This window comes from Burkholderia sp. BCC0322 (genome assembly GCF_902833045.1).
Taxonomy (GTDB): domain Bacteria; phylum Pseudomonadota; class Gammaproteobacteria; order Burkholderiales; family Burkholderiaceae; genus Burkholderia.
In genome coordinates this window covers 336,684-359,126 of the sequence record NZ_CADFDU010000002.1, presented here as the reverse complement: position 1 = coordinate 359,126, position 22,443 = coordinate 336,684, and the positions used below count along the sequence as shown (strand labels likewise).

At 68.1% G+C, this 22,443-nt stretch carries 17 protein-coding genes and 1 tRNA gene; 4 read left to right on the top strand and 14 right to left on the bottom strand.

Annotated elements, in window-relative coordinates:
- The first annotated feature begins 19 nt into the window (after positions 1–19).
- The gene (ybgF, locus tag HWX39_RS07655) at positions 20–769 is read left to right on the top strand and encodes a tol-pal system protein YbgF (RefSeq protein ID WP_175966692.1); all 750 of its coding nucleotides are present in this window, start codon (positions 20–22) and stop codon (positions 767–769) included.
- 108 nt (positions 770–877) lie between these two features.
- Positions 878–954 (top strand) — tRNA-Lys (locus HWX39_RS07650).
- Here the strand turns inward: HWX39_RS07650 and HWX39_RS07645 are convergent.
- The 9 genes from HWX39_RS07645 to HWX39_RS07605 form a co-directional block, all read right to left on the bottom strand.
- Positions 949–1,479 (bottom strand): DUF3592 domain-containing protein, encoded by a 531-nt coding sequence (locus HWX39_RS07645; protein WP_175966690.1) that lies wholly within the window; start codon positions 1,477–1,479, stop codon positions 949–951. The genes HWX39_RS07650 and HWX39_RS07645 overlap by 6 nt on opposite strands.
- 42 nt (positions 1,480–1,521) lie before the next feature.
- On the bottom strand, positions 1,522–2,469 hold the full coding sequence (locus HWX39_RS07640; RefSeq protein ID WP_175966687.1) for a fatty acid desaturase family protein: 948 nt from the start codon (positions 2,467–2,469) through the stop codon (positions 1,522–1,524).
- Positions 2,466–3,104 (bottom strand): phosphatase PAP2 family protein, encoded by a 639-nt coding sequence (locus tag HWX39_RS07635; protein ID WP_244134946.1) that lies wholly within the window; start codon positions 3,102–3,104, stop codon positions 2,466–2,468. Before HWX39_RS07635 ends, HWX39_RS07640 begins: the two co-directional genes overlap by 4 nt.
- Positions 3,080–4,237: a hypothetical protein gene (locus tag HWX39_RS07630; protein WP_175966685.1), complete on the bottom strand. Its 1,158-nt coding sequence runs from the start codon at positions 4,235–4,237 to the stop codon at positions 3,080–3,082. The genes HWX39_RS07635 and HWX39_RS07630 overlap by 25 nt, the downstream gene beginning before the upstream one ends.
- Positions 4,234–4,983, bottom strand: a complete 750-nt coding sequence (locus HWX39_RS07625) for a hypothetical protein (protein ID WP_175966683.1) — start codon at positions 4,981–4,983, stop codon at positions 4,234–4,236. Before HWX39_RS07625 ends, HWX39_RS07630 begins: the two co-directional genes overlap by 4 nt.
- The gene (locus tag HWX39_RS07620) at positions 4,980–5,996 is read right to left on the bottom strand and encodes a hypothetical protein (RefSeq protein WP_175966681.1); all 1,017 of its coding nucleotides are present in this window, start codon (positions 5,994–5,996) and stop codon (positions 4,980–4,982) included. Before HWX39_RS07620 ends, HWX39_RS07625 begins: the two co-directional genes overlap by 4 nt.
- Before the next feature lie 66 nt (positions 5,997–6,062).
- Positions 6,063–7,127, bottom strand: a complete 1,065-nt coding sequence (locus HWX39_RS07615; RefSeq protein WP_175966679.1) for a glycosyltransferase family 2 protein — start codon at positions 7,125–7,127, stop codon at positions 6,063–6,065.
- A gap of 145 nt (positions 7,128–7,272) precedes the next feature.
- Positions 7,273–7,716: an inner membrane protein YiaA gene (yiaA, locus tag HWX39_RS07610; RefSeq protein ID WP_175966677.1), complete on the bottom strand. Its 444-nt coding sequence runs from the start codon at positions 7,714–7,716 to the stop codon at positions 7,273–7,275.
- 103 nt (positions 7,717–7,819) lie between these two features.
- Positions 7,820–8,767 carry an AraC family transcriptional regulator gene (locus tag HWX39_RS07605; protein WP_175966675.1) on the bottom strand — a complete coding sequence of 316 codons (948 nt, stop codon included), beginning with the start codon at positions 8,765–8,767 and terminating at the stop codon, positions 7,820–7,822.
- Positions 8,768–8,896: 129 nt separating this feature from the next.
- Here HWX39_RS07605 and HWX39_RS07600 point away from each other — a divergent pair, with 129 nt between their 5' ends.
- Positions 8,897–9,226 (top strand): carboxymuconolactone decarboxylase family protein, encoded by a 330-nt coding sequence (locus HWX39_RS07600; protein WP_043189451.1) that lies wholly within the window; start codon positions 8,897–8,899, stop codon positions 9,224–9,226.
- A 210-nt stretch (positions 9,227–9,436) separates the two neighbouring features.
- Complete coding sequence (locus tag HWX39_RS07595) at positions 9,437–10,270, top strand: class II glutamine amidotransferase (RefSeq protein ID WP_175967635.1); 834 nt, start codon at positions 9,437–9,439, stop codon at positions 10,268–10,270.
- A 24-nt stretch (positions 10,271–10,294) separates the two neighbouring features.
- Here the strand turns inward: HWX39_RS07595 and HWX39_RS07590 are convergent, their stop codons facing one another.
- The 5 genes from HWX39_RS07590 to HWX39_RS07570 all read right to left on the bottom strand — a co-directional run bounded on the left by HWX39_RS07590 (position 10,295) and on the right by HWX39_RS07570 (position 22,442).
- Positions 10,295–10,969 (bottom strand): GNAT family N-acetyltransferase, encoded by a 675-nt coding sequence (locus tag HWX39_RS07590; RefSeq protein ID WP_175966673.1) that lies wholly within the window; start codon positions 10,967–10,969, stop codon positions 10,295–10,297.
- The gene (locus HWX39_RS07585) at positions 10,966–12,294 is read right to left on the bottom strand and encodes an aminotransferase class I/II-fold pyridoxal phosphate-dependent enzyme (protein WP_175966671.1); all 1,329 of its coding nucleotides are present in this window, start codon (positions 12,292–12,294) and stop codon (positions 10,966–10,968) included. Before HWX39_RS07585 ends, HWX39_RS07590 begins: the two co-directional genes overlap by 4 nt.
- Before the next feature lie 64 nt (positions 12,295–12,358).
- Positions 12,359–13,276, bottom strand: a complete 918-nt coding sequence (locus HWX39_RS07580; RefSeq protein WP_175966669.1) for a UDP-3-O-acyl N-acetylglycosamine deacetylase — start codon at positions 13,274–13,276, stop codon at positions 12,359–12,361.
- Positions 13,273–20,907, bottom strand: coding sequence for a type I polyketide synthase (locus tag HWX39_RS07575; RefSeq protein ID WP_175966666.1), 7,635 nt, complete (start codon positions 20,905–20,907; stop codon positions 13,273–13,275). The genes HWX39_RS07580 and HWX39_RS07575 overlap by 4 nt, the downstream gene beginning before the upstream one ends.
- A 2-nt stretch (positions 20,908–20,909) precedes the next feature.
- Entirely contained in the window at positions 20,910–22,442 is a 1,533-nt protein-coding gene (locus HWX39_RS07570) for an LTA synthase family protein (protein WP_175966664.1), read from the bottom strand.
- Position 22,443 lies beyond the last annotated feature (1 nt).

Sequence of the window (22,443 nt, the reverse complement as noted above, 5' to 3'; positions counted from 1 at the left end):
GTAACGGAAGAATCGCCGTATGACGCACCGTGTATCCCTGCTGCGCGTTGCCGCAGCATTCTGCGTCGCCGGCGCGGCGTGGTCGGCCGCGCCGGCGCACGCCGGCGTGTTCGACGACAACGAAGCGCGCCGCGCCGTGCTCGATCTGCGCAGCAAAACCGACAACCTGGCGAACCAGTTGTCGGCCGCGCAGCGGACGATCCTCGATCAGTCCGGCCGTCTCGACCAGCTGAACCAGCAGGTCGCGACGCTGCGCGGCGAGAACGAGGATCTGACGAACCGGCTGACGACGCTCGAGCGGCAGCAGAAGGAGTACTACCAGGATCTCGACACGCGGCTCAAGAAGTTCGAGCCGCAGCAGGCGACGATCGATGGTGTCGAAGGCACCGTGCAGCCGGGTGAAACGGATGCGCTCAATGCGGCGCAGCAGCAGTTCCGCAACGGCAACTTCAAGGCGGCGGCCGCTTCGTTCCGCGCGTTCATCGCGAAGTATCCGCAGAGCCCGTACCAGCCGACCGCGCAGTACTGGTACGGCAATGCGCAATACGCGCTGCGCGACTACCGCGGCTCGACCGCAACGTGGCAAGGGATCGTCAGCAAGTTCCCGCAGCACCCGCGCGCGGCCGACGCCCTCGTGGCGATCGGCACGAACCAGCTCGAGCAAGGCCAGAAGGCGGCCGCGAAGAAAACGTTCGAGCAGGTCGTTTCGCAGTATGCCGGGTCGAACGCTGCGCAGACCGCGCAGGGCAAGCTCGAGACGATCAAATAATTATCGCGGCGGGTTGTTGACAGCCCGATAACCCGTCGCTATAATCTTTTGCTCTTTGGGTCGCTTGCAAAGTTTTTGAAGCAACGAACCAACAGGTTTCAAGAACGTGGGGTGGTAACTCAGTTGGTTAGAGTATCTGACTTTTAATCAGAGAGTCGAGGGTTCGAGTCCCTCCCACCCTACCAACTATCTTTGATAGTGCAAATTAAAGCCTCCCACGCGGAGGCTTTTTTGCATCTGGCGCTTGTGCGTCGATGCGCGGCATCGCGACGATGCCCGCCACGCACCCAGTCGCGCCCTCCCCCTGGCTTCGGCAGAAGCGTCACTCCCTTCAAGCCGACGTAAAGAAACGCGATCGAGATGATCGATTCGAGCCATCGGTTCGTGAACGTGTCGACGCTTGCGCTGGCTAGCGGCCTGGCCGGTTCATCGCGAACCGGCACCGTGTCACCGACCTCCATCGTCACGAAGCGCCCCGTAAACGATACGCGCTCGCCAGCTTTCGTCACGCACTCGATCAGTGGGTGATGCTCGCCGTGAGTCAACCGGACGACCGTTCCCTGCACGGCAACGGACGCCTCGATGAAAGCGAACCGTTCGTCGATCGATGCCGCGCTCCACACCGCCAGGATCACGCCGATGGCCAGCGCCACGCAATTGAACCTCCCGGTCTCGTCGGCCGCCCTGTTTCCCGATAACGATCCGGTCATGGCTCCCACATCGGACGGAGCCGGCAATGCACCGTCCACGCGTCAGCGCACACTGACGTCGCGCAGCACCGCACCATATCCCGCGTACAGATTGCCGTCCGGCAGCAACTGTTGTTCGGCGAGCTGCCGATGCACGACCCGCAGGTTATGGAACGGCATCCGCATGAACAGGTGATGTTCGATATGAAAATGAATCGCGTGCGGGCCGAACAGGAACGTCTGCCATGAACGCCGGGCGATCGTGCGCGCGTTGCGGCTCTGGTCGGCACCGGCCGGCAGCCCTGCATGCTCGAAGATCGCGCGCACCTGCCCGGCGAGCGGCAACAGCGTGACGGACGGCAGGATCCACAACGTCACGTACAGCAACGGATGCCCGGCCCATGCGAGGGCGCCGAGCAGCACACCGTTGCCGCCCAGCATCGATACGACTTCCCACGCGGCATACGCGCGCGATTTCCCGACCTTCGGCAACGCATGTGCAAACGCGCCGCGGGCGAGCTTCACGACACTCGTCACGTAGCCGATCCCGCACGCGTACGCGAGCAGGCGGCCGATCAGCCGCCCGCGCGTTACCGGATAGTCATGCACGCCGAACAGCAGCGCGACGGGATCGTCCTGCTCCATCGGTGCGCGGTGGTGCTTCAGATGGCCTGCACGATACGTACGCAGCGACAGCCACAGCGGGCCGGCCGCGACCAGTTGGCCCAGCGCGTCGTTGATACGCCGGCTCCGCGCCAGCAACCCGTGCGCGCCTTCGTGCATCATGACCGCGAGCGCAAGCTGGCTGCGCGCGATCACGACCACGGTCAACGCGTACGCGAGCGGATGCGCAAACGCGATCGCAGCCGCGAACACAGCGGCAATCATCAGCCAGTCGCCCGCCAGCGCCGCGCCGACTCGCAACGCGCTCACGCGAAACAACGCGGGATCGGGCACGAATCGCGCAAGCTCGACATTCGGCCCGGCGTGGTGAACGTGGTCATCCGTCATGCGAATCTCCTGCGCAGCGCACGCCGCTCGACCCACAGCGCACTGGCCATCGCGAGCGCCACGCCGCCCAGCACATCGGCCAGCGTATGCTGCTTGAGCGTCAGCGTCGACGTGCAGATCAGCAGGCCGACCGCCACTGTCACGAGCCGCCGGCGGTCCGCCAGCATCCGGCAGGCAAGGCACGTCACCGCGACATGCAGGCTCGGAAAGCCGTTGGCCGCGAGATCGAGCTGCCACATGCGCGCGAGACGGTGGCGCACGAACGCGTTGCCGATCTCCGCGACGTCGGGCCGCGGCACGGCTTCCGGAAACATCAGGAAGCACGCGACACCGAGCACGAACGCGATCAGCACGGCCTCCTTGAACGCGGCGAACGCGGGCGGCCGCGCATAGGCGGCAAGCGCAATCACGAACGGAAAGAAGCCGACATAGACGAACCACGACCACGCGATGAACGGAATCCGCGCATCGATCGCCGTGGCGAACACATAGCGCGGCGTGACGCTGCGCTCCAGCAAAAAGAAGATCGCGAGGCCGGCTGCCATGCCGAACGTCGCGGCCAGCATCTGCCGGATATCGGGCCGGCGATCGTCACGAAACGACAGCGAATTCATCGTGGCGCCGGCGCCTCGCATCGCGTCTCCTCATCGGTCACTTGTGCACGCGGATGCAGCGCCAGGAGGCGCGATGTCCATGCGTCCACGCGAGCACGCGCATGCTCGCGGCCGGCGACCGTCCCTGCCTGCGTGCCGGGATGGCGCATCAGTTCGGCTGCAGCCTGCCCGACTTCCCGCCGGAACGCAGCCGCGTCGCCGCGCCACGTGACGACCCGATGCACGAGTTGCAGCCGCGCGGCGCGCTCGGCGTTGCTCGCCTGCTCGGGCTGATCGGACTGCACGAGCAGGATCGGGCGCTGATACACGCGTGCGATCGACAGCGCAGCCATGCCGGGCGCCGACACGATCAGCGGTGCATGAGCGGCATGCGTCACCCAGTCGGCGTCGACGCCGGTCCAGCCGTCGTGCCCGGCATAGCCCTCGCCCACACGGTGGGTGGCGATTCCTGCGTCGCGCATGCCGGCCGACAACGCATCGGCGAGCGCGACATCGCGAAAGTGCGGGTTCAGATAAATCGCCGCTGCAGCCGGGTCCGACGCCGGCCGCCCGGCGACGATCGGCACCGGCGTCGGCAGCCGGTAATGCGTGCACGATCGCCGGACTTCATCGGCGGCATCGTATGCGAAATCGTGCTCGATGCAGCACCGCGCCGAATCGATCTGCCAGTCGACGATTCGTGCAAAAGCACACGCCAGTGCGCGCGGCAGCCGCGCATCGAAATTCGCGGTCAACGCACGGCGCAGGCTTGCGCCATAGACATGGACGATGCGGCGCCGCCAGCCCGGCATCGCGCCCATGAACAGCAGCGCCGGATGAAACGAGTCGTTGATCACGAGATCGGCATCGCGGACGATCGCTCGCAGCCGCACGATGTCGCGCAGCATGCGCGTCGGCCTGAACACGTAGTGCGCGACATTGCGATCGGTCGCGTCGCGCAGCATGTTCTGCCGTTCGTCGAACTGCACCGCGTAGTGACGGGACAGCACGGCCGCGTCGATGTCGAACGCAGCCAGGAACGCCTGCCCCGCGTCGGACGTCGTCAGCACGTCGACGTGCGCGCCGGCCGCACGCAGCGCGTGCACGAGCAGCTGCGCGCGCATCAGGTGGCCGCGTGCGTCGGCCGTCGCGAGATAGACGATCCGCGGCATCATGCGCGCGGACGAAGCGACTGGAGCCAGCCGGCCGCCACCATCGCCAGCGCACCCGTCACGCCGAAACCGGCTTCGATCGCGCGGATCTCGTTCAACAACGCGGCGAGATGCGCGGCCTCGGACGGCGCAACGAGACGGCGCAGCGTATCCGAACAAAGCCTGACATGCCGCGTCTCGTCGGCGAGCACACGCGAGAGCAACGGATACAGCGGATGCGCGGCACCGATCGTCTCGCAATGGCGAGCGAGCACGCGCATCGCCATCTGTTCCGCGCACAGACCCGTCGCATAGGCCGGCACGAGCACGCCTTGCGAGAAACGGGGCGCATGGCGCTGCGCGAGCCGGCGCCATCGCATGATCTTGCGCCGGCTCAGCCAGTCGGGCTCATGCGGTGCAGCCGACGGCGCGACGCCACGCTCGCGCAGCGCATCGGCGAACGCGGCCGCGTGGCGACGCTCGTCCGCGAGATGCTGCTCGATCCGCGGCGCAAGCCAGCCAGGCGGCTGTCCGGTCCAGTCCTCGTGCAACGCGCACTCGGTCGCTTCCTCGCCGATCAGGTACATGCGCAGCACCCAACGTTCGCCATGCGTGCTGCGATGAAGCTGCCGGATCGCCGCCCGCTTGATGCGATCGACGAGGTACGCGCGCACCCGCGCCGCACCGCGCGGCACGGGGGCATCGAGACAGTCGAAGCGTGCATCGTGCGCCGCCTGCGGCGACGCCGGCAGCTCGCCAGCCGCGGTCATGCCGGCACGCCCCGAATGGACGCGGATTTCGTCGCGGGCGCCGCAGCGGCGGCCGGATCGCGACGCCATCCGAGGATCAGGCCGATGAAGCTTTCCTGCATGAACGCGTGCGCGGATGCGGTCGCATCCGCAAAGGCTTCCTCGCGGCCGTTGACGCGCAGATAGCCGTGGCCGTCACGCGCGCCGAATTCGATCCGGTCGTTCTTCCTAAAGCCGCGCGCACGCATGTCCTTCGCGAGCGCGCTGCCGTCGAGGCCGAACAGGAACAACTCACGCTGCGCGACCCACACCGGAATGTGGTTGCTCAGCGCATCGAAACGAATCGCCCACGTGCCGGATGCGAGCGCGCGATCGACGTCGGCATCGTGCGGCGCGCTCGACGTAAAGCTCGCACGCGCGACCGACTTCGTCAGGCCGCCCACGCCAAGCGCGATCGTGATGTCGTCCGCGGACGGCTGCTTCGGATCGGTCGCACTCACCTTCACGAGATGCCGCGCGAGCCGCGATGCAAGCGACGGATGCGCGAACAGCGCCAGCGTTTCGTCCGGCGTGAGCACGTCGCGCTCGCCGTCGCCCTCCTTCACGCGCACGCGATACGGATCGATCCGGATATCGGTGAACGTGCCGTGCACGGGCGCATGGACGTACACGTCGCGGTCCCATTTCGCGCCGTCGCGACGCAGCAGCACGTGCACGCTCAACGGCACGCGCCGGCCGTCGCCGTCGACGCCCGTGCCCTGCAGCAGCACGTCGCCGAGCACGTCCTTCGTGCGGCGTGCCGCATCGCTCGAGAAGACGATCGCGTGCGTATCGGTATCGATGCTCGCGTGAACGCCCGGCGCATCGAGCGCGACGCGATTGCAGTCCGTCGCGGCTGCGTTCGCGAACGGGCAGCCGCTTTGCGACGCAAAGTGGTAGATTCCGCGCCCCGCATGATCGACCGGCGCGGCATGGGCGCCGGCGCTGGCGGCAAACAGGGCGAGGCAGGCAACACGGGCGGCGAGAGAAGACATGGTCGTTGTCGGGATGGATGCAGGGTGTCGGAGTGTCGTGACTGCGCCGCGATGTGCGGCGCCGTTTCAATGACGATGATAGGACAACGCTTCGAGATCGCGCCGGGCCGATGCGCGTCCCGCAAGACCGAAACCGCGCGCGAGCGCACCGAGCGTATCGACGGCGGACGCCGCGATCGTGACGCCGACAGCCGCGAGATAGCGGGCGGCGCCGAGCTGCGGCAGCTGCTGGCGATTCAGCGCGCGCAGGCTGTAGCCGAGCCGCATGGCCATCACGCAGAACGGGCCGAGCGGGCCGCTGCGGCCGAGCCACTGCCAGCCGCGCGGCAGGTACGCGTTCACGAGATACGGTGTCAGACCGACGCTATCCTCGCCGCGCATCCAGCGCAGCTTCAGCGATTCGCGGTACGTGTCCGGTAACCGATGCTCGGTGTGGGCGGCCGGCGCAAACTCGACGGCCACGCCGGCCGCCTGCATCCGCAGCCCCATCACCTGGCAATGCGCGCGATAGACGCCGTCGAGCGGCTCGTAGCGAAATCGCGCGAACACCTCGCGCCGGAACGCGACGTTGTTCGCGTAGAAGTTGCGCGTCGCGCCGTCGCGCAGCGGGCTCGGGAAATACATGAAATCGATCGACGTCAGCGCGATGCCGAGCACGTTCGGCGCATAGCTGGTACGCCCCGCCACCGCGACGGGCGCGTCGCCGGCTTCACGCGCGAACGGGGCGAGCAGGTGCTCGAGCCAGTCGTCGGCCGGCCGGCAATCGGCATCGCCGAACACGACGATGTCGCAGCGGGCCGCGTCGACGCGGTCGAACCCGTCGTTCTTCGCATCGTAGTAGCCGGTGCTTGCGCCGATCTCGACGAAGTCGATCGGGCGGCCGGCCAGCGCGGTGATTTCCGCGCACGCATCGGCCGGCAGGCCGTCGTGCGTGATGATCCATTGGGCGAGTGCCGCGGGCGGTACGGTCTGCTTCGACAGCGCCGATACGAGGCGCTTCAGGCTGTCGACGGCCTGCGCGAGCCCCGCGCCGCCGCGCAGGTTGTTCGTCTCCAGCACGAGCGCAGTCTGCGCCGCCACGGCGCGGGCAGCCGCACGGGTGTGCCGCGTGGTTTCTGTGAAGTCTGGCATCCTGAATATCTCCATCCTCATGCGCACCGGCATGGATGAAACGAATGGGCGGGGAGCCCGCGGCCCATCGGCGCATGCGGGTCGCCCGCGGCCGTCGTCGCAAAACGGGCAGCCTGGAAGTGGAAGGCGCCCGCTTCGCGGGCCGTCACTCCTGGACGGACGGCGCCGATTCGGCGTCGGTATAGCGCGGCTTCGCGTTCTGCAGGTCACGCGTGTTCTTCTGCACGGCCACCGAACCGAACAGCGCGAGCACGAACGACATCGCGTAGAAGCCCTTCTCGCTCAACTGCAGCGTCGCGTTGAAGAGGCCGACGACCAGCAGCGCGATCGACAGCAGCAGCGCGATCCAGCTGAGGCCGTAGTAGATGCCGGTGACGAGAATGCCTTCCGCACGGTCGCGGACGCTTTTCTGCAGCGAAATTGCCGCATAGAGACCGAACACCAGCACGGTGAAGTAGTAGCCCTTCTCGTTGAGCTGCATGCCCGCGTTCCAGAGACCGATCAGGAATGCCGCGAAACCGGCGAGCAGCGCGGCCCACGACGCGGCCACGAACGCGAACGACGGCTGCTGGATGGTGGTCTGGTTCATTGCTTTGCCCTCTCTTTCTTCTTGTTCGAAATCGTTTTCGTTGAACTGCGTTTCGCGCATGGTACCAGCTTTGGCACGCGGCAAGACGGCCGAGCTTGCAGTCTTACAATTCGCGCTGGGCCCGCCGCCAGCGCCCCGGCGTCGTGCCGAGCACCGCGCGAAACGCCTTGCCGAAGGCGGCCTCGGACTGGTAACCGACAGCCTGCCCGATCTCCGCCTGCCCGCGCTGCGTGTCCTGCAGCAGTGCGCATGCATGCATCATCCGGATCTGCGCGACGAACGCGCCGACGCTCATCCCGGCCCGCTCGCGGAAATGCCGCGCGTAGGTCGCTCGCGACATCGCGGATGCGTCGCCGAGCGACTCGACCGTCCACGGTTTCTCCGGCGCCTGCAGCACGGCCTGGACCGACGGGCCGAGCCGCGCGTCGGCCGCAAGCGCGAGCCAGCCGGACGGCACGCGCGCGCCCCGGCCGTATGCGCGCAGTGCGTAAGCGAGCAGCGCCTGGCCGAGCGCGTTCACGATCGCGCCGGCACCCGGCTGCCCGTTCGACGCCTCGGTGCGCAGCACGCTCGTCAGCAGTTGCAGCGACGCGAACCCCGATGCCTCGCGCAACCCGACATGCAGCACCTGCGGCAGCGTGCGCATCAGCAGTTCGCCCGCGCCGCGCGCATAGACGAACCGGCCGCACAGCAGGTCCACGCTCGCGCCGTCCGGCTCGGCCGGATCGAGATTCGACTTGACCGGCAGCACCGCGCCGACGGCGGCGCCCTGTTCGCGCAGCGCCGCACCCGGCCGCGACCGGCCGGCCCCTGCGTCGAGCAGGTCGTGCGCGCCGCCTGCGGGCAGCAGCACGAAATCGCCGTCGGCGAGTTGCAGCGTGCGCCCGTCCGCGGTACGCAGCCGGCAGGTCCCGGCCAGCACCAGGTGAAACGCCGCCTCGCCGGACGGCAGCGGGTCGTGCGGCATCGCGAACGGCCCGTCGAGCAGGCAGCGCACGTCGAGCTCGACATGGCTGCGGCCCAGCGACAGCAGTTGACTCAACGCATCCATGAGACGATCGCGCTAAAAATTGACACTCTAGCGTATCGAAACCCTCAGCGCGAACGATCAGAATAGTCCTGCATCGCCCGAGATCGCGGCGCCCGCCGCCCTCCCCACCTCTTCTCGAAAGGACGCATCATGCTGAACTGGAACGAATACCGGAAGGAACTCTCGACGCGTATCGGCGAGATCGCGAAGCTGTCGCCCGATACGCTGGCCGGCTACAAGGCGCTGTCAGGCGCCGGTGCCAAAACGGGCCATCTCGACGCGAAGACGCGCGAACTGATCGCGCTCGCGGTCGCCGTCACGACCCGCTGCGACGGCTGTATCGCCGTGCACACCGCGGAAGCGGCCAAGCATGGTGCGACCAAGGAGGAAGTGGCGGAAGCGCTCGGCGTCGCGATTGCGCTGAACGCGGGTGCGGCGCTCGTCTATTCGGCGCGTGTGATGGACGCGCTCGGCGACTGAGCCCAGCGGCCGCGGCGCTGCCATCGTATGGCGTATGGCGGCGCCCGGCTGCATGGCCGCCCGGTTGCGCATCGCGCAGCCGGGCAGACAAGCGACGTATGACGATTGGCCAGCGTGCCTGCCCGAATGACCAGCGGGGCCGCCCACAAGCGCGGACGCGCCGCGAAGTCGGCTACCATGCGCGAACGATCCATCGTGAAGGAGCGCTCCATGTGCCGCTGGCTCGCCTATACGGGTAATCCGATTCATCTCGAAACCGTACTGTTCCGCGCGAAGCATTCGCTGATCGACCAGAGCCTGCATTCGGAGCTGGGGGCGACGACCACCAACGGCGACGGCTTCGGCATCGGCTGGTACGGTCGCCCCGACGAACTCCCGTTCCGCTACCGCTCCGTGCATCCCGCGTGGAACGACCGCAACCTGCGCGAAGCCGCGCGCGCGATCCGCTCGCCGATGTTCATCGCGCACATCCGCTCGGCCACCGACACCCCCGTGCAGGAAACCAACTGCCACCCGTTCCGCCACGGCCGCTGGCTGTTTGCGCACAATGGACTGATCCGCGACTTCCACAAGCTGCGCCGCGACCTGACGATGACGGTCGATCCCGCGCTGTTCCCGACGCTCGAAGGCTCGACCGACTCCGAACTGATGTTCCGCCTCGCGCTGACCTACGGCCTCGAGCAGACGCCGCTGCCCGCGCTCGAGCGGATGGTCGGCGTGGTCGAGGAAACCGCCGCGCGGCATCGCGTGGCCGACCCGCTCAACATGACGATCTGCGCGACCGACGGCGAACGGATCATCGCGGTGCGATATTCGAGCGAACGGCAATCGCGTTCGCTGTTCCACAGCACGTCGTTCAAGCACCTGCACGAACTGTATCCGCACAACCCGCGCATCGCCGAAGTCGGCGACGACGCGTTCATGATCGTGTCCGAGCCGCTCGTCGACCTGCGGGGTGCGTGGGAGGAAGTGCCCGAGAGCACGGCGATCATCGCGCAGGGCGACGATGTGCAGCAGCGGCCGTTCGGGCCGCGGCACAAGTAGCGCAACGGGCCGTCATTCGCGCCGTCAGGCGCGGCGAGACAACCGCATCCGGATCGAATCGAGTTCGGCGGGCAGCCGGCGCGAACGGGCGCGTGGCCGCGGCAGCGCGGTGAACCCGAGCCGTTCGTACAGCGCGCGAGCCCGCACGTTGCGGGTCAGCACGTCGAGCACGACGTCGCGACTGCCGTCGGCGGGCAACGCACCGGTGTCCAGCGCGTCGCGAAACAGTGCGCTGAAGATGCCCGTGCCGCGCTGCCGCTCGTCGGTTGCGCAATGCGCGACGAGGATCTGCGAACGTTTCGGCGCCGGAATTTCCGTTTCGAGGATCAGCCCGCGCAACAACTGGCCGATCGTGCGCCGCACGCCGAAGAAGCGCGCCAGCGCCCACACGACATGCACGTCGTCGAACATCGTCTGCTGTCCGTCGTGAATCGCCATCACGGCGAGCACAGTGCCGTCGTCGGCGACCGCGACACGATGCCGGCGCCACGAGAAGCGCCCGTGACGCGACCGGAACGCCTGCTGCAGGAAGGCGATGCAGCGCGTGTCGCTTTCGCCGAGAAAGAACCCGAATTCGGCCACGCCGGACGCAAACATGAGCGGCGCGCACGCCGCCGCGTCGCCCGCATCGGCCGCACGAAACCGCACGCGCTCACCGGCGCGCGGCACCGCTTGCGCGAACGCGCCGGCCAGCGTCATGCGCTGCGCCCCGCGAGACGCGACAACACGGCGACCGTCCGGCTGATCTGCTCCGGTTCGTGCGTCGAGCAGATGAAGAAGCGCAGGCGCGCGGCCTTTTCCTCGACGGCCGGATAGAAGATCGGCTGCACGTTGATCCCTTCGTCGAACATCGCATTGGCCCATTGCGCGGCCTTCAGCGAGCTGCCCGTGATCACCGGCACGACCGCGAACCCGGCGCTCGTGCCCGTGTTCAGCCCGGCCGCGCGCGCCTCGGTCAGGAACTGCCGCCCGCGCGCCTGCAGCCGGGCGACGCGCTCCGGCTCGGCCTGCAGGCGCTCGAGCGCGGCCAGCGACGCTTCGGCGAGCGTCGGCGCGAGCCCGACGCTGTACAGGAAGCCCGGCGCCAGATGGCGCAGCATGTCGACCAGCGGCTGGCAGCCGGCGATGAAGCCGCCGCAGCCCGCCAGCGTCTTGCTCATCGTGCCCATCCACATGTCGACCTGGTCGGGCGCGACGCCGCAGTGCTCGCGGATGCCCTTGCCGGTCGCGCCGAGCACGCCCAGCGAATGCGCCTCGTCGACCAGCAGGAATGCGCCGTGGCGCGTCTTCACGTCGACGAAGCGCTGCAGGTCGGGGAAATCGCCGTCCATGCTGTACAGCCCTTCGATCGCGATCAGCACGTGCCGGTATTCGCGGCGCACGCGCGCGAGCAGTTCGTCGAGCGCCTGCCAGTCGTTGTGCGCGAAGCTCAGCCGCTTCGCGCCGCTCAGCTGCGCGCCCTGCACGATGCTGTTGTGCGCGAGCGAATCGTGGACGACCAGATCGCCGGGGCCGAACAGCGCGCCGATCACGGTCACGTTGGTCGCATGGCCGCTCACGAACGCGACACAGTCGTCGGTCTCGTAGAACGCGGCCAGCGCGCGCTCGAGGTCGCGCTGCACCGGGCGCTCGCCCGCGACCATCCGGCTCGCGGAGGCCGACGTGCCATAGCGGTCGATCGCGGCTTTCGCGCGCGCAGACACGGCCGGATCGCCGGCAAGGCCAAGGTAGTTGTAGTTCGCGAAGTTCAGGTATTCGCGGCCGCCGATCTGCGTCGTCGCACCGGCGATGCCGTCATGCACGCGAAAGAATGGCGAGTCGACGCGCAGCTTCTCGCCCATTTCGCGCATGATCCGCACCTGCTGATACTGCGGCATCGATTCGAAGCGGCTCCTCGCCGAGGCGGCCTGCGCGGCCGGCGTGCCGGGCACGCCCGGTGCCGCGGCAGCATCGGTCGCGCGCTCCAGTTGCCGTTTCAGCGCTTTCGCCGCCAGTTGCTGGCGAAGGTGTTCTCCCAGTGCCATTGCTTCCTTCGCTGTATCTCGAAAAGGCGCTATGTTACGCCGCGCGTCATGAAAAAGCGTGGTTTCAGGCCTCGGAAAACTCGGCCCACTGCCACGCATCGGGCGTGGTCAGCAACGCATCGACCAGCCTGAAATTCATCTCGTGGCTCGGCCGCAACGCGCTCACGCGCGCCAGCAGCGGCGCGCCGGCCAGCGCGAGATCGCCGATCAGGTCGAGTACGCGGTGCCGGACGAACTCCTCCGGCAGCCGCATCCCGCCCAGCACGCGATTGCCGACGATCGACGCGGTGCACGACGGCCGCGCGCCGCGCAGGATGGGCACCCCGCGCAGATAGCCGGCGATGATCGCCGGCACCGCCCACTTCACGCGCCCGTACGAGCGCGACGGCGCGATCTCGGCCGCAAATGCGGCCGGCGTCAGCGCGCCGTCCCAGTGCATGTCGCCGAAACCGCGCAGGTCGTTGCGCACGCTCAGCTCGTAACGCGACGCCGGTTCGATCCGCATTTCGCGCCGCTGGCCACCCTCGCCGTCCGTGACGACGACGGGCCGCAGCACGCGGATGAAGCGTTTCGGCGCATCGAGCGCGACACGGCCGCACGCGCGGATGGCATCCACCCAAGGCGCGGCGCTGCCATCGAGAATCGGCACTTCCTCGGCGTCGAGCTCGACGACCGCGTAATCGATCTCGCACGCGAGCAGCGACGCGAGCAGATGCTCGATCGTGCGAACGCCGACGCCGTCGGCATTGCGCAGCATCGTGCACAGGGGCTGCGCGCGGCGCAGCGCGGGATCGACCGGCAGCGTCGCGAGGGTGCGCCCCTGCGCGACGCGACGGAACGCAATGCCCGTCACGCCCTCTTCAGGACGCGCGGGCAGGATCCGCACGCCCACCCGGCGCCCCGTGTGCAGCCCGTGACCGTCGATCGCCAACGGACGTGCCAGCGTGCCCTGACGCGATGCCCAGCCGGACGGCGCGCTCATCGCGCGACTTCCAGCGTCGACGGCGCCTGGCCCGCCACGGGCGCCTGCCGCGTATCGAGCATCGCGCGCGCTTCGCCGTCGATCGCATGCTTCGCAGCGAGCGCCGCGACGGCGTCCTGCGCCGCATCCGTCGCGGAACCGGCGTCCGCATCGGTCGACGCGCCGATCGAATCGACGATACGGCCGGCCAGCGTCGTCACCGACGCGCCCTCGGCAATCGCCATCACCGACAGCTTGACCTCGAATGCTTCCTCGACCGCGAGGCCGAGTTCCATCCCCATCAGCGAATCCATGCCCATGTCGAGCACCGACTTGTCGAGCGCGATGCGATCCGGCGTCATGTGCAGGATTCGCGCGATCTGCGCCTGCAGCGTCCGGGCAACCAGCGCGATCGCTTCGTCGCGCGGCAACGCCAGCACGTCGTCCCACAGCTGCGTGCCGCCGTCGCGCGCATCGCCGCCCTTCGCATGCGATTGCAGCAGCGAATACCGGCGTGCCTTCGCGGCGGGCATCCCGCGCGCCACGGCATGCCAGTCGAGCCGGACCACCGCTTCGCCCGCCGCGCCCGCCACCAGCGCGCGCTCGAGCGCGACCATCGCCTCGTCGGACGTGATCGATGCACCGCCAATCCGCGACTGCAACGCCTCGCGCGTATCCGCGTGGCGCGCGAGGAAGCCGACGTCCTCGAGCGGCCCCCAGGCCATGAACGTGCCCGGCAAGCCCGCCGCGCGGCGATGTTCGACGAGCGCCTCGAGGAAGCTGTTGGCCGCGACGTAGTTCGACTGCCCCGGATTGCCGAGATAGGTCGTCGCCGACGAATAGACCACGAACAGGTCGAGCGGCAACGCGCGCGTCGCGCGATGCAGGTTCCACGCGCCGGCCACCTTCGGTGCGAGCACCGCGGCCATGCGCGCATCGTCGAGATTGCGCACGAGGCCGTCGTCGATCGACATCGCCGAATGCAGCACGCCCTTGAGCGGGCTGCCGCGCCGGCCGATCGCGTCGATCATCGCATCGACCGCCGCTGCGTCGGTCACATCGCACGACACGACATCGACCGTGACGCCGAGCGTGTTGCGCCAGCGTTCGACTTCGTCGCGTGCGGCTGCAGCGAGCTCGCCGGAACGGCTCGCCAGCGTCAGCCGGCGTGCGCCGCGCTCGACCATCCAGCGCGCGCTCGCAAAGCCGAGCCCGCCCGTGCCGCCGACCACCAGGTACGTGCCATGCGGATCGAGCGCGAGCGAGCCCGCGCGCGTGACGCCGCGCGTCGGGGCCGGCGTACCGGACGGATAGGTCACGAGCACCTTGCCGATCTGGCGCGCCTGCTGCATGTAGCGGAACGCATCTTCCGCCCGTTCGGCCGGAAACGCGCGGTACGGGAGCGGATGCAGCACGCCGGCCGCGAACAGCGCCATCACTTCGCCGAACAGGCGCGCGGTCAGCTCGGGCAGCGCCCCCATCAACTGATCGGCGTCGATACCGAAATAGCTGATGTTGTTGCGGAACGGCCGCAGCCCGATATGGCTGTTTTCGTAGAAGTCGCGCTTGCCGAGCTCGAGGAAACGACCGAACGGCCGCAGCGTATCGATGCTGCGCACCATCGCTTCGCCGGCAAGCGAATTCAGCACGATGTCGACGCCCTGGCCGCCCGTCAGCGCGCGAATCTCGTCCGCGAACGCGAGACTGCGCGAATCGAGCACGTGGTCCGCGCCGAGCAGGCGCACGAACTCGCGCTTCTCGTCGCTGCCGGCCGTCGCGAACACTTCCGCGCCGAAGTGGCGCGCGAGCTGGATCGCGGCGATCCCGACGCCACCCGCGCCGCCGTGCACGAGCACACGCTCGCCGCGACGCAGGCGCGCGAGTTCGACGAGTGCGTAGTACGCGGTGAAGAACGTGGTCGGCACGGTCGCCGCTTCCTCGAACGACAGCCGCTCGGGTTTCCGTGCGATCGCTTGCGCCCGCGTCCTGACGCGCGTCGCGAACGAAGCCGGCGCGAAGCCGAGCATCGCATCGCCCGGCGCGAATTCCGTCACGGCCTTGCCGACCCGCACGACGCGGCCGGACAGTTCCATGCCGATCGTCGCGCCCGCGAAGCCGGTCTCGACCGCCTCATCGGACAACAGCCCCATCGCATACATCACGTCGCGGAAATTGAGGCCGGTGGCAACGGGCTCGATCTCCACCTCGTCGTCACCCAGCGGGCTTTCCGGCAACGCAAACCATTCGAGATTGCGCAACGAGCCCGGCGCATCGAACGCGAGCACGGCCGCACGCGCGATCGCGCCATCGTTGCGGGCCGCGGCCTGCGCGGCGGTCAGCATGCGCGGCACCTGCCGCCCGTGCGCACCCAGGACGACTTCTTCCTCGAGCGCTGCGCCGGTCAGCTCGCGAATCAGCGCGTCGGGGATCCGGTCCGCCGCTCGATCGACGTCGATCAGACGGCACGCGAGTTCGGGATGCTCGTTCGCCAGCACGCGACCGAGGCCCCACAGCGTGGCCTGCTCCGGATGCGCGTTCGCGGCCCCGGCGAATGGCGCGCCGCCACGCGTGACGACGGTCAGCCGCGTGGCCGCGTTCGGCTGCGCACCGAGCGTGCGAACCAGTGCCGCAAGGGCGATCACGCCGTTACGCTGCGCGGCCATCAAGCCATCCCCCGTCGCCGATTCGGCGAGCGGCGTCTCCGACGCGCAGAACACGACATGCACCGGCTGCCCGGCCGGTAGTGACGCAATCGCATCGGCCGCGTGCGTGATGTCGACGATATCGGCCGGATAGCCCGCGCGCGCGAGCGCATCGGCCAGCCGCCCGCCGAAACTGCCGGCGGCATCCGGTGCGTGCACCACGAGCCATTGCTCGCTGCGTGCCAGCGTATCGAGATCGCTCGATTCGTCGCCGCGTTGCGCAACCGCGGCGCTTGCGGGATTGCGCGCGATGACGAACGTCGGCGTGCCGTCCAGATCGAGCGATTGCTCGACGTGCCGCACGACATCGACGTAGCCCGCGCGTGCGAGCGCCGCATCGAGATCCGCCGGCGCCAGCGGCACCGGCGCGTCGGCTTCCGTCGACGCAGCCTGCGCGCCGAATACGATGTCGGAGAAACGGCCGCGACGCGACTCGGCCAGCAGCAGCAAACCACCCGGCGCCAGCCATGACCGCATCGCGTTCAACGCATCGACCACATCGTGACGGCCGCTCAACGCACGGTTCGCGACGATCAGGTCGTAAGGGCCGGCCTCGTCGACCGCCAGAGACAGCCGCTCGCCCGACTGCAGCGCAACCGTGCGCACCGCCGCTTCCGCATCCGCGTCGAACCCGGCCAGTTGGCCGGCAGTCGCTGCGATCGTGTGATCGCAGCGCGCGGCCGCGAGATGCATGCCGAGCGTCTGCAGCACGTCGCCGTCCGTCGCGCCCAGTTCGAGCACGCGCAACCGGCGTGCCGGCTGCCATCCGTCGACCGCCTGCTCGACGCTTGCGGTCAGCAGCGCGTGCACGTGCTGCCACGTCGGCGATGCGGCCAGGAGTTGTTCAACCAGGCTGTGCCCGGTCGGCGACAGCAGACGGGCGCCGTCTTTCGCGCCGTTCAGTACGTCCGGCAATGCCGCGCCGCAATGCGCGAGCAGCGTCAGCTCGGCCACGTGCCCCGGCGATTCGGCCAGCAGCCCGCGCCACAGCTCGTCGAGCGGCGGCAACGCCGCGCACGCCGCGTCGTCGCGCACGAGCAACGCGCCATCGCGATGCGCGAGCCCATCCTCGACCAGCATGTCGGCGAGACGCGTGGCCAACGCCGCACGCCCGGCCGCCGGCTGCCACGTGCCGGCGAATGCGCCGAGCGCATCGAACGCGCGGAGCGCGTAGAGGCTCGCCAGCACATCGATCAGCGGCAGGATTTCGGTCAGATGCTGCGTCCGGCGGCCTTCGTGCCCGGTCGTTTCGAGCCGCGCGACGGCCTGCGCGAGCAGCGCATCGGGGGCCGGCAAACCGGCCGCGTCGACGTCACCCGGCAGTGGCACTTCTTCAAGGCGGTAGACGAAGCGCGCGGGCAGGTTCTGCCGACGGCCGACGAGATCGACGCGGCGGAACCGGCATGCGCCGAGCCGCGCGACGATCGCACCGCACGCATCGAGGAATTCGAAATGCGCGACGATCGAATGCGGGCTGCGCCGGTCGATCCGCACGAGCACCCGCTCGACCGTGTCGCCGCGCAGATAGTCGACCCGACCGATCTGCACCGGCACGTAAGCCGGATGCTCGCCTTCGCGCGCGTGCGCCGCAAGCAGTGCGAACAGCGGATGAAACCCGCTGTCCATCAGCGCCGGATGCAGCAGGTACGCGGACAACGCCCGCGCGTCGCCGCATGCGGCCGGCGCGGCGATGTCGGCCAGCGCCACGCCGTCATCCGCGGCGATCCGCACGGTGCGGACCCAGCGGAACGCCGGCCCGTAGCTGAGGCCGATTGCTGCCGTGTTTGCGTACAGCGTGTCGCCGTCGGCTGCAGGCAGCGCGAGCAGGCGATCGAGCGCGCCGGACGGCACGACGCTCGCATCGCCGAGCGCGTTGCCGCTTTCCAGCATCCGCCCCGTCACGTTCAGCGTCCATGCGCCGCCGGACATCCGGTCGCGCGTCTCGATCGTGAAGGTTGCCGTGCGCGGCTCGATCACGAGCCGGAACAGCTTCGCCTGCTGCGGCTGGAATACCACCGGCGTGCGGATCTCGACGTTTTCGAGCGCCGCATCCGGCGTATCGAAGAAGGTGCGTGCCGCGGCGAGCGCCATTTCCACGTACCCGGCCCCCGGGAACGCCACGCCGCCGTCGACGACGTGATCGGCCAGCATCGGCAGCTTCGCCGGATCGAGCTGGTTTTCCCACGCGAATGCGTGCTCGTGCAGGCGATAGCCGAGCAGCGGATGCTCGCGACGGCGATTGACGAGACCGTAGCCTTCGACGGTCGGCGTCAGCCAGAAGCGCTCGCGCTGCCACGGATAGGACGGCAATGCAGTGCGCGATTCGCCCGGCGCGAAGCGGTCGGGATCGACACTCGCGCCGTGCGCGATCGCCGTGAGAATCGCTTGCCGCAGCATTGCCGCGCTGCCGTGATCGCGCTTGAGCGTCGGCAGCGCCACGCCGGTCGCGCCGGCCGCCGCGAATGCCTGCTTCACGTAGGTGCGCAGGATCGAATGCGGCGAGACCTCGACGAACAGCCGGACACCCTGCTCGATCAGATGCGCGATGCCGTCGCCGAAGCGCACCGGCTCGCGAATGTTGCGCCACCAGTAGCGGGCATCGAGTTCGGTGCCGGCCAGCGCGCCGCCGGTCACGGTCGACACGAACGTGCCGTTGCCCGGCTGCGGCCGCAGGCTCGCCAGTTCGGCCAGCACGACCGGTTCGATGCGGTCCATGTGGCTGCTGTGGAACGCGTAGTCGAGATCCAGCATCTGGAAGAACTTGCCGCTGCCGCGCAACGCGGCCTCCAGTGCCTGCAGGCCCTGCAGTTCGCCCGCGAGCGTCACCGCATCGGGGCTGTTGATGCCGGCGATCTCGACGCGTCGCGCCAGCCCGTGGCGTGCGATCAGTTCGCGCGCCGCCGCGTCGCCGATGCCGACGGCCGCCATCCGGCCGCTGCCGCGCGTCATCGCCTGCGCGCGGCTGCGGATCTTGATCACGCGAACCGCGTCGGCGAGCGACAGCGCGCCGGTCACCCACGCCGCAGCGATCTCGCCGACGCTATGGCCGATCGCCGCGTCGTAACGCATCCCGCGCGCGTCGATCGCGCGGATCATGCCGACCTGGATCGCGAACAGCAGCGGCTGCGCGTTCTCCGTCGCGGCCAGCCATTCGGCGCCCGCACCGGCCAGCCATTCCGCGCTCGGGCCGCCGCGCATCACGTCGACGAGCGACGGGCTGCCGTCGGCGCACCACAGCGCGTCGACTTCATCGAGCGCCGCGCGGAAGACGGCGTTCTCGGCATAAAGCTCGTTGCCCATCCCGACCCACTGGCAACCGTTGCCCGAGAAGACGAGCGCGGTGCGCACCGCGTCGCCCGGAGCCTGGCCGGTCGCCACGCACGCCGGCAGCCCTTCCGACGCCGGCTGGGCCAGCGCCGCAAGCGCGGCGCGCCCTTCGGCCACGTCGGCCGGCGCGACGATCGCGCGATGCTCGAGCCATTGGCGGCGACGTGCGGCCGCGGCGGCAAGCGCCTGCCAGTCGCCGCCGTTGTCGAGCATCGCCAGATAGCGGCCCGCGAGCGCGCCGAGCGCGTTCGCGCTGCGCGCGGTCAGGACGAGCGGAGACAGTGGCGCGTGCGTCGGTTCGGGCGCGGCCGTCGGCGCCTCGTTTGCACCCGGCGCCTCCGTCAGCACGACGTGTGCGTTCGTTCCACCGAAGCCGAACGATTTGACGCCAACTGTCAGCGGCGCGTCGCCTGCGTCGAGCGGCATGTAGCGATCGACGACGCGCAGACGCCCGCCGTCGAAATCGATCCCGGGATTGGGCGTAACGAAGTGCAGCGAGCGCGGTACCGCGCGATGCTTCAGGCACAGCACGGCCTTCAGCAGCCCGGCCATGCCGGATGCCGTCTCGAGATGGCCGATGTTGGTCTTGACCGAACCGATGAGCAGCGGACGATCCGCCGGGCGCTCGCCCGACACGACGTCGATCAGCGCGCGCGCCTCGATCGGATCGCCGACCGCGGTGCCCGTGCCGTGCGCTTCGAGATAAGCGAGCGACCGCGGGTCGATGCCCGCGCGCTCGTATACGCTGCGCAGCAGCGATGCTTGCGCGGCCGCGCCCGGCACGCTGATGCCGCCCGGCGAATGGCCGACCGAGTTCACGCCGGAGCCGGCGATCACCGCATGGATCGTGTCGCCATCGGCGAGCGCGCGATCGAGCGGCTTGAGCAGCACGAACGCGCCGCCTTCGGAGCGGACATAGCCGTCGCCGGTCGCGTCGAACGCGCGGCAACGGCCACGCGGCGACAGCATCGACGCCTTGGAGAAGCTGACGAAGCCGAACGGGTGCAGCAGCAGGTTGACGCCGCCGGCAAGCGCCACGTCGGCTTCGCCGGACTGCAGCGCCTTGACGGCCTGGTGGAGCGCGACGAGCGACGACGAGCAGGCCGTGTCGACGGACATGCTCGGGCCGCGCAGGTCGAACAGGTAGGACACGCGGTTCGACGCGATGCTCAGGGTGTTGCCGGTCGCCGAATACGGATCGATCACGTTCAGATCGTCCATGTTGCGGTTGCCGTAATCCATGCTGGCGGCGCCGACGAAGACGCCGCAGTTGCTGCCGCGCATGTCGGCCGGACGCACGCCGGCGTCCTCGAAGGCTTCCCATGCGAGTTCGAGCAGCAGGCGCTGCTGGGGGTCCATCTGGGCCGCTTCGCGCGGGGAAATGCCGAAGAACGCGGCGTCGAAGCCGGCGACGTTGTCGAGCACGCCGGCCGAGAACGTGTAGCTCTTTCCCTGTTCGCGCTTGGACGGGTGCTGGTAGAAATCGGTGCCGAAGCGGTCGGCGGGGATTTCGGTGACTGCGTCGCGTTCGCTCTCAAGCAGTTGCCAGTATTCTTCCAGTCCGGAAACTCCGCCCGGAAATCGGCACGAGGCACCGATAATTGCGATCTTGGTGTTAATCATAGCTACGATGTTATCTCCGACGCGCCAGTCGAAACCGCCTGCCCACCCGTCGTCGTCATCGCACGAAGCAACGCGGTGCCAAGATCCTCGACCGCACGGTCCTGCCTTCGTGGAGAGTGTTCTCCGAAATTCCGCCAGATGACGTAATTGCTTTGGTCGGGTATGTTCCCGAACTTCTCGAATATATGCGACAACGCGGGAACATGATCACCGTAGAGACACAGAATCGTATCTCGGCGGCACTGGCGCAGATAGGCGACAAGCCGTCCGATCATTGCATTTGCGTTGGCCACGTGGCGGAGGTACGCCGTAAGGTCACGCCACCTGGAATCGTCACCAAGTGTATGGTAGCGGGCAGCCTCCCCGGCCTCCACCGACTCCAAATGCAACGGGCCATGGTTTTCCATCGTCATCGCAAATACAAAAGCCGGTTGCGTGCGCTTCTCGTCGAGCACCGAGATGATCTGGTCAAGAGTGGCCGCATCTGAAATATACGGTCCGGCACGCGGTGCGTCGCCGAAAGCGCGAATATCGAGGAAGCGGTCAAACTGGAGCAGTGGAAAAACTCGATTGCGGCCGAAAAAATCCGCGTAATAAGGGTGAACAGCCGTCGTTCGGTAACCCGCTCGGCGAAACCAGCCCGCCAGTGAGGCACAAGTGCGCCGCACGAATGCGTAGGGATAGAATCGCGCGTAACCAAGGCGCGATGAGGACAGACCGGTCAGGAATGCAAATTCCGATCGCATCGTGTTCGCCCCCCAGGCAGGCACTGTCAGTTGTCCATGTTCGACGGACTCACAACATACCCGATCGAAATGATCAAGAATCGACGGATCGATCGCAACTGACAACGGGCGCGGGTCGAAGAATGACTCGCTTTGGATCACTATCACGTCAGGATAACCAAGCAAGGCATCTTCACGAGCAAACGGACCAGAGGATGTCAGTCCTGCTATCAAGCGAAACGTAGCCGGTCGCATGCCGTTCAGTAAATATGCGACAAAGACGGCAAAGAATCCGTGACGGCGCTGGTCTTCGAGCGGATCGAGCGTGAGCGGTAAACGCGCGGCGCACAAGTAGCCCATCGCAAGAAAAATCAACGCCACCAGAGCACCTCGCGACGCTGTTTGCACCGATACTGCAGGATCGAGAATGAAACCGACCACGAGGGCAACCGCGCCGAGCACCATTGCCACGACTGTTATCGTACTCAAAAACGGCAAGTAAAGACGCGGGTGCGAAAACAACTGACCGAACAGACTCAAATCGGTAAAGACAAAAGGCTCGCGAAGGGATGTAAATTTCGCATTGCTGACTGCGCTGGCAAGAGCCACCAACGCTAGCGCTAGGAACGCAGCAAAATGCAGGCGACGGGTTAGCGCAAGGATGACACACGCGACGAACAACACGCTCGCGACGTGCAGCGCCAGCGCCAATGCGGGACGGCGAACAGCTGCGCGGGGAATGGCAATCGTATCTGCGGCAAATGACAGGGCAATGGCAAAGACGAACGTGATCGGCATCGACGACGCCACG

Coding starts and splice junctions, on each gene's coding strand:
- HWX39_RS07630 (WP_175966685.1), bottom strand. CDS start 4,237: ATGATGCCGCGGATCGTCTATCTCGCGACGGCCGACGCACGCGGCCAC.
- HWX39_RS07595 (WP_175967635.1), top strand. CDS start 9,437: ATGTGCCGCTGGCTCGCCTATACGGGTAATCCGATTCATCTCGAAACC.
- ybgF (WP_175966692.1), top strand. CDS start 20: ATGACGCACCGTGTATCCCTGCTGCGCGTTGCCGCAGCATTCTGCGTC.
- HWX39_RS07640 (WP_175966687.1), bottom strand. CDS start 2,469: ATGACGGATGACCACGTTCACCACGCCGGGCCGAATGTCGAGCTTGCG.
- HWX39_RS07590 (WP_175966673.1), bottom strand. CDS start 10,969: ATGACGCTGGCCGGCGCGTTCGCGCAAGCGGTGCCGCGCGCCGGTGAG.
- HWX39_RS07600 (WP_043189451.1), top strand. CDS start 8,897: ATGCTGAACTGGAACGAATACCGGAAGGAACTCTCGACGCGTATCGGC.
- HWX39_RS07645 (WP_175966690.1), bottom strand. CDS start 1,479: ATGACCGGATCGTTATCGGGAAACAGGGCGGCCGACGAGACCGGGAGG.
- HWX39_RS07625 (WP_175966683.1), bottom strand. CDS start 4,983: ATGACCGCGGCTGGCGAGCTGCCGGCGTCGCCGCAGGCGGCGCACGAT.
- HWX39_RS07635 (WP_244134946.1), bottom strand. CDS start 3,104: ATGCGAGGCGCCGGCGCCACGATGAATTCGCTGTCGTTTCGTGACGAT.
- HWX39_RS07580 (WP_175966669.1), bottom strand. CDS start 13,276: ATGAGCGCGCCGTCCGGCTGGGCATCGCGTCAGGGCACGCTGGCACGT.
- HWX39_RS07575 (WP_175966666.1), bottom strand. CDS start 20,907: ATGATTAACACCAAGATCGCAATTATCGGTGCCTCGTGCCGATTTCCG.
- HWX39_RS07605 (WP_175966675.1), bottom strand. CDS start 8,767: ATGGATGCGTTGAGTCAACTGCTGTCGCTGGGCCGCAGCCATGTCGAG.
- yiaA (WP_175966677.1), bottom strand. CDS start 7,716: ATGAACCAGACCACCATCCAGCAGCCGTCGTTCGCGTTCGTGGCCGCG.
- HWX39_RS07585 (WP_175966671.1), bottom strand. CDS start 12,294: ATGGCACTGGGAGAACACCTTCGCCAGCAACTGGCGGCGAAAGCGCTG.
- HWX39_RS07615 (WP_175966679.1), bottom strand. CDS start 7,127: ATGCCAGACTTCACAGAAACCACGCGGCACACCCGTGCGGCTGCCCGC.
- HWX39_RS07620 (WP_175966681.1), bottom strand. CDS start 5,996: ATGTCTTCTCTCGCCGCCCGTGTTGCCTGCCTCGCCCTGTTTGCCGCC.